This is a genomic window from Microcoleus sp. LAD1_D3 (assembly GCF_036702135.1).
Lineage (GTDB): Bacteria > Cyanobacteriota > Cyanobacteriia > Cyanobacteriales > Microcoleaceae > Microcoleus.
Window position 1 is genome coordinate 121,243 of sequence record NZ_JAUBSB010000015.1, and the last position, 6,768, is coordinate 128,010.

Sequence of the window (6,768 nt, forward strand, 5' to 3'; positions counted from 1 at the left end):
AGTCATCAGTCACCAGTCATTAGTTTAAAGCGAACGCCGCCAAACAACTAATGACACAGGACAAATGACTAAAATCCATCATCCCCAATCCAAAATCTCAAACCCTCTCATCCCCAAAAACTATGGCTAAGCGTATCATCTACAACGAAAATGCACGTCGCGCCCTCGAACGCGGTATGGACATTTTGGCCGAAGCAGTGGCCGTAACCCTCGGCCCCAAAGGCCGTAACGTGGTTCTCGAAAAGAAATTCGGAGCTCCTCAGATCGTCAATGACGGTGTTACCATCGCCAAAGAAATCGAACTAGAAGACCATGTAGAAAATACAGGCGTTGCCTTGATCCGTCAAGCAGCTTCCAAAACCAACGACGCAGCAGGCGACGGCACCACAACAGCTACCGTTTTGGCTCACGCCATGGTCAAAGAAGGTCTGCGTAACGTAGCAGCCGGCGCAAATGCGATCGCCCTCAAGCGCGGTGTTGACAAAGCAACCACGTTTTTGGTGGAAAAAATTGCCGAACACGCCAAACAAGTAGAAGATTCCAAATCCATCGCTCAAGTCGGCTCCATCTCTGCTGGTAACGACGATGAAGTCGGCCAAATGATTGCTAACGCAATGGACAAGGTGGGCAAAGAAGGCGTGATTTCCCTGGAAGAAGGGAAGTCTATGACCACCGAATTGGAAATCACCGAAGGGATGCGCTTCGACAAAGGCTACATTTCTCCCTACTTCGTCACCGACACTGAGCGGATGGAAGCGATTCTAGAAGAACCCTTCATCTTGCTGACAGACAAGAAAATCGCTCTGGTACAAGATTTAGTACCTGTGCTCGAACAAGTAGCTCGTTCCGGCCGCCCGCTGTTGATCATTGCAGAAGACATTGAGAAAGAAGCTTTAGCTACCCTCGTTGTTAACAAACTGCGCGGTGTGTTGAACGTGACTGCTGTTAAAGCACCGGGTTTTGGCGATCGACGCAAAGCCATGTTAGAAGATATCGCCGTATTGACCGGCGGTCAACTAATCACCGAAGACGCCGGTTTGAAACTGGAAAATACCAAGCTCGACATGATCGGCAAAGCTCGCCGCATCACCATCACCAAGGACAGCACCACAATTGTTGCCGAAGGTAACGAAGCCGCCGTTAAGTCCCGCTGCGAACAAATTCGCCGTCAAATGGACGAAACCGAGTCTTCCTACGACAAAGAAAAGCTGCAAGAACGTTTGGCCAAATTGGCTGGCGGCGTCGCAGTGATCAAAGTCGGCGCGGCTACCGAAACAGAAATGAAGGATCGCAAACTGCGTTTGGAAGATGCGATCAACGCTACCAAAGCTGCAGTAGAAGAAGGAATTGTCCCCGGTGGCGGTACAACTTTGGCTCACCTGACTCCTCAATTGGAAGAGTGGGCTAACAGCAGCCTGAAGGGCGAAGAATTGACCGGTGCATTGATTGTGGCACGGGCTCTGGCTGCTCCTCTGAAGCGGATTGCTGAAAATGCTGGTTTGAATGGTGCTGTGATTGCTGAGCGCGTCAAAGAAAAGCCATTTAACGTTGGTTTCAACGCAGCGACAAATGAGTTTGTCGATATGTTTGAAGCTGGTATCGTTGACCCTGCGAAGGTGACTCGTTCTGCTCTGCAAAATGCCGCATCTATTGCTGGTATGGTGCTGACAACCGAGTGCATCGTCGTTGACAAGCCTGAACCGAAGGATGGCGCTGCTGCTGGCGCTGGCGGCGGCATGGGCGGCGGCGACTTCGATTACTAAGTCGATCGTTTGATGGGGCGGGCTTTTGGGCCTGCCCTGTTATATTGATAATTGTTACAGAACGGAACGTGATAGTTTCTCATCATTCCGCTCCTCAATAATTCCACATATTGAGAACCCAGGAAACTCTTGACATCTTCAAACAGAAGTTTTAAGATCGAACCAAAGCAATAATTAAATAAAATACTGTATCCCTACGCCGGGGCGGATCACCGCCTCGGCTTTTTGGGTTTTTACGGCTTTATTGCGATATCTTTTCGCTAAGTTTGGCTTGCCTTTCCCGCTGGGAAAACAATTTTCAAACTGCTCCGGTCGGAAGTCACAATCGTCCAGATATATTAAAAATAATGAGGAAGTCAAAAATGGCTAAAATACCTGTGGAGATAATTGCCAACGAAGCCTTAGTAGTTCGTGGTGGTCGTAATCATCCAGAAAATATTCAACGTGCCATAAGAACCCACCCCAGCGGCATCACAGGAATTTCTGTAGAATGTGCAGTAGAATTGTCTGTAGCAGAATTAGCATTAGCAATCCGTCATGGACAAGTTGGTGTTACCACAGTGGCGAAAGTTCGTTCGGAAGGTGGAGATGTCATCCGTACTTCTGGCAGAAGTTTAAATCATGCCACTCTCACTGGCTTAACACCAGAAAAAGCAAGTCTTCTGCTGACACCAACGATTCCTAACCTATCTAGGACTTAGGCAACTGGCACATAGATTAGGGCGCGTCAGACGCTAAAACCCTGGTTATATTAATCCATCACTTCGTCTGACGCACCCTACAAGCTCATCTAAAGGAGTCAGTTGCGTAAATTTCCCCATCATAAAAAATCTTAATTGTAATAAATATGAGTTCTCCCAGAATCTTTGCCGACTTTCATAATGCTGATGAACAGAGTCGCCTTCGTCTGAATTGTGTTGGTACAATTGAAGATTTAAGTCGCGAAAATATTAAATTGCAAAATGGTCAATTGCTCACCCTCTATAGCGAAGAATTAGAAGTGGATGGCGTGGTGCAATATTCTGAAGAGGAAAGTCTTTGGGTTGCAGTAATTGATTGGGAGCAAATTAGAGAAGTAGAGGATATGCTTTTTAAACCAACCGTCTAGTTAGGGATTGCTAAATATTCGTCCTTGGGAATGGAAATAATATGAATCTATCATTTAAAGATTTAAGGTTTATTATAGAAGCCATTGAACATCAAATCAATGCCTATCAAGAACGTTTGCAAGTAATTGAAGATGTAGATGAGGATGAGGCTGCAGATCTAGGGAACGATATTAAATTTTTAGAGCTTCTCCACGCAGACATGACGACAACTTTAGAGCAGAATACTTCTGTCAAAACTTTAAATTATGGTGAGGTTTCTTCGCCAGCTCAAAATGATAAACTTTCAGAAACATCCAAAAAAATATCGTTTCAAGAATTAGTTGAGTTAACCCAGAAGTTGTCACTTAGTGAGCGATTATTTCTAGTAGAGGCGATTACCTCGTCTGTGCGTCAGGAAGTCACTATTAGCCAATAATTAGCCAATTAAAGGAGCTTTAGAAGTTGGTGGGGATGATATACTGATTAATCGTAAAGTGAGCAGAGGTCAGGCAAATGTCAGCCACCATCACAATTAGCAGCAGCGAAATTCGGGAGATATTAAGGAATTAAGGGAATTTTTATTTAGTTTTTAAGACGTTCCAACAACCACCCCCACCAGCCATGAAACTTTACCATACTCCCATTTCCACCAACTCCCGCCGCGTGTGGGTCGCCCTTTTAGAAAAAAACCTCGATTTTGAATTAATAGAAATCCACTTGGACGGCGATCACTTGCAGCCTGAATTTGTGGCAATGAATCCTTTTCACCGCATCCCTGTTTTGGTCGATGATGGCTTCACCGTCTTCGAGTCTCTGGCAATTCTTGACTATCTAGAAACGAAGTATCCCGAACCGGCAATGCTCCCGAAAGAACCGCAAGATTTGGCAGTTGTGAAAATGGTAGAATTGGTCACGATTAACGAACTTGGGCCGGCCCTTTCCCCCCTCATCAGCGAAAAAATGGGCTGGGGAAATCCTGAACCTCAAGCAATAAAAAAGGCGAAGGAAAAAGTCAATACTGTGCTGGCATTTTTTGAAGGTTTGTTGGACGATCGCCCTTTTTTCGCTAGCAACAGTGTGACGTTTGCCGAGTGCGTTGCCGGCACCGTCGTGCCCTTGCTATCTTGGGTTGGTGTGTCCCTAGACGGCTATCCTAAAATTCAAGCTTGGTGCGATCGCCTGCTTGCCCGCCCCTCATGGCAGCAAACTCAATTCACCGAGGCAGATTTGGCGACTTTCGCATCTCGGAGACAAAAATTTCTCGCACAAACTGAAGTCTCATGAACTAATCAACTCTCAAGCGATCGCTCTTTTTCCTAGCTGTTTTCACCTGCATCCAAATTCCCATCGCAGCAATGGGGCAGCCCGCCGCCCGCTCGAACTACGAAGCAATTAACGCTAAACAGTTCCTTACCGATCGCAAAATTACCGTCTCCAATCCCAAAGATATCGCAGCAAAACTCTTTAGCAGTGACCAAGAATCTGAAGGCAGAAAAAGCGACCAAACTTCGGTTGAATATCCCACGCGAGAAACAGCCGTAATTGTCCAAACCGTCGTCGGTTTAGCTGACGATTCTGTTGCTGCAATGCGACACCGCATCGAACTCAGACTCCGGCAAAATAAGTGGGAAATTGTCTGGATTGGCCGACAATCGAAGTGTCAACCAAATCGCGGACACCAAAATTGGGCAAGTGGCCGCTGTCAGTAGAAAGGTCGATCGGCTTTTTGCTTAAATTTATTCATCCCGCGTGCCTTGCGAGGAACCAACCTAGGACTTGACGCCACTCACGAAAAACAGAGGCACAGAAAGATTCGCTACCGCTGCTTCCCGATAGAAATAAGTTATTGATTCGTAAGTCCCAGAAGCAGTCTGGGATCGGCGTTGTTCCCTGGCTGCGCGACAATCTTAAAACTATTTTTGGTGTTGATCGCTCTTTTAGTCAAAAAGAGCGATCGAACTCACAAGTTTACTTGCACATGATCAAATTTCCCGCCGAGATGAATCCGGCCACAGGGGCTGAAATCTCAACCCAATTGCGGTCTTCTCCATTCTTATCTTTCACTAACTGGAAATTCGGCACAAGCGCTACTTGACCGTTAGCCGGTACACCACCTTTAACCGCAGAAGTCTTGGAAGGCTCGGTGCGGATAGCTAGACCCCTCGGCGCTACGCGAGGTTCTACTTGGCGGCACAGACTTACTGGGCCCGTTGCTGGTGCTGGTGCTGGTGCGGGCGCTGGCTCTGGTGCTGGCGCTGGCGCTGGTGCTGGTGCTGGCGCAGGTGCTGGCGCTGGCGCAGGTGCTGGTGCTGGTGCTGGTGCTGGCGTAGCTGCTGGTGCTGGCGTAGCTGCTGGTGCTGGTGCTGGTGCTGGTGCTGGCGTAGCTGCTGGTGCTGGCGTAGCTGCTGGTGCTGGTGCTGGCGCTGGTGCTGGTGCTGGCGCTGGTGCTGGTGCTGGTGCTGGTGCAGGCGCTGGCGTAGGTGCTGGTGCCGGACTTGGGGAAGGAGTTTGACTAATTGTGCACGAACCTAAATTAGCCTCGTTGTTGGGGTATCCGGTAGCTACATACCCTTTTACGGGAGCGGTAATTGGAATCCAGAGGCGGCCGTCGGAAGCTTTAACAGAAGTAGCGCCTTGGGACACCGTTACCTGAGTGTTAATTGGTACACCGCCAACTCTAGGGGATTTGGGGTCTGGGTTCTGGCGAACGGTCAAACCTTCTTTGGGAGTGACTTTGCGACAAATGTTGCCAGCTTGGGCTATTTGAAAGGTGGCGCTATCTTCAAATGAACTATTTTCAGCATCCTGACTGGCAGTGGATGTTGATGGGGCGGCAACGCCGATCGCATTTGCTTGCACACTTCCGGCTGCGATCGCGATCGCGCCCAGCAATGCAGCGGGTTTGTTCCAGTAACTCAAGTTTTTCATTTCCGTTCAACTCCTCATCTGATCAAAACTATTATCTTTATTGCAGGTCAATATAGCAAAAAAATCGATTTGTCTTCCAGGAAAAAGCTCATATAACATTTTTTATGGCTGTACGTCAAGTTTTATATATAAAATTTAATTTTTGCTGAGAGTTAAGCCCAGACAAATTAAGCTGCTACGCCAATAAATTGTTCGTTATGGCAGAGCGGGGGAGGGGGAGAAGACGAGAGGGGGAAAGCGGGGAGAGCTCGTGGAGTGGGAAAGTCAACAGTCAAAAGTTAACTGTTAACTGTTTAAATGGGTGAGAGTTTACTAGAAATGCAAGTCCTTTCTTGTCCGTCAATATCTTGTCAGGTGTTGGTTAAACCCTTTAGCTGCAAGTGGTTGCAGTTGAATAATATTTTGCTGCATTTCCGGTGAATTCTTGGCAGCTTCGAGAGCGAGATGGTGGTCTCCATGCTCCAAGATGCTGCGTGACAGGCGATTGGTGCGATCGACCCCTTCGTCGTAGTGGGGTGTCGGAAGCCGGATACAGTTCTTCGAGCTCGCTCACATCACTCCACTGTCGATCGTACCTTAACTTAAACAGGACTTAGGCACTCAAGGGCGTTAAATCAAGGGCTTGAGACTTGTGTTGAGCGTAGCCGAAACATTGCTTCAATGCTTTGTCTTGGGAGAGAAAATCGTAGTACGTCCTTAAGTCCTATTAAAATTGTGGCAAACAGCGCAAATCGCTCGCATTGACACGATGGCTAGCGTCAATTTGATAAAATCTTCCAAAACGGAAACTTATCTGCTTGAGGCACAGTTGTCTTTTTGTGGCTAAAGCCACCGCGCGATCAGCGACAGTTACTGTAGCTGTTTCCAAACAGTTTTGTTCCTGTGGAGACATTTCCATTAAGGATTATAGTCCAATGGCACTGAAAAAGGCTTAATCACGCCCGCAGTTTAGCTTTCAAGACAGAGCGAGGTTCCTGCATTCGAGGATA

General features: G+C 47.6%; 8 protein-coding genes. 6 read left to right on the forward strand and 2 right to left on the reverse strand.

Going from position 1 to position 6,768, the window contains the following annotated elements; all coding sequences use genetic code 11:
- Positions 1-122 precede the first annotated feature (122 nt).
- From groL to QUA74_RS11860, 6 genes are all read left to right on the forward strand, one after another.
- Positions 123-1,763, forward strand: a complete 1,641-nt coding sequence (groL, locus tag QUA74_RS11835; RefSeq protein ID WP_333328544.1) for a chaperonin GroEL — start codon at positions 123-125, stop codon at positions 1,761-1,763.
- 362 nt (positions 1,764-2,125) lie between these two features.
- Positions 2,126-2,464 carry a flavoredoxin gene (locus tag QUA74_RS11840; RefSeq protein WP_333328547.1) on the forward strand — a complete coding sequence of 113 codons (339 nt, stop codon included), beginning with the start codon at positions 2,126-2,128 and terminating at the stop codon, positions 2,462-2,464.
- Between the two features lie 146 nt (positions 2,465-2,610).
- Positions 2,611-2,871 carry a hypothetical protein gene (locus QUA74_RS11845; protein WP_333328550.1) on the forward strand — a complete coding sequence of 87 codons (261 nt, stop codon included), beginning with the start codon at positions 2,611-2,613 and terminating at the stop codon, positions 2,869-2,871.
- 41 nt (positions 2,872-2,912) lie between these two features.
- Positions 2,913-3,287, forward strand: coding sequence for a hypothetical protein (locus QUA74_RS11850; protein ID WP_333328553.1), 375 nt, complete (start codon positions 2,913-2,915; stop codon positions 3,285-3,287).
- Positions 3,288-3,472: 185 nt separating this feature from the next.
- Positions 3,473-4,135 (forward strand): glutathione S-transferase family protein, encoded by a 663-nt coding sequence (locus tag QUA74_RS11855; protein ID WP_333328555.1) that lies wholly within the window; start codon positions 3,473-3,475, stop codon positions 4,133-4,135.
- A 71-nt stretch (positions 4,136-4,206) separates the two neighbouring features.
- The gene (locus QUA74_RS11860; RefSeq protein ID WP_333328558.1) at positions 4,207-4,560 is read left to right on the forward strand and encodes a hypothetical protein; all 354 of its coding nucleotides are present in this window, start codon (positions 4,207-4,209) and stop codon (positions 4,558-4,560) included.
- A 259-nt stretch (positions 4,561-4,819) separates the two neighbouring features.
- Here QUA74_RS11860 and QUA74_RS11865 read toward each other — a convergent pair whose 3' ends face one another.
- Positions 4,820-5,779 (reverse strand): SH3 domain-containing protein, encoded by a 960-nt coding sequence (locus QUA74_RS11865; protein ID WP_333328561.1) that lies wholly within the window; start codon positions 5,777-5,779, stop codon positions 4,820-4,822.
- 706 nt (positions 5,780-6,485) lie between these two features.
- Entirely contained in the window at positions 6,486-6,671 is a 186-nt protein-coding gene (locus tag QUA74_RS11870; RefSeq protein WP_333328563.1) for a hypothetical protein, read from the reverse strand.
- Between the last annotated feature and the right edge of the window lie 97 nt (positions 6,672-6,768).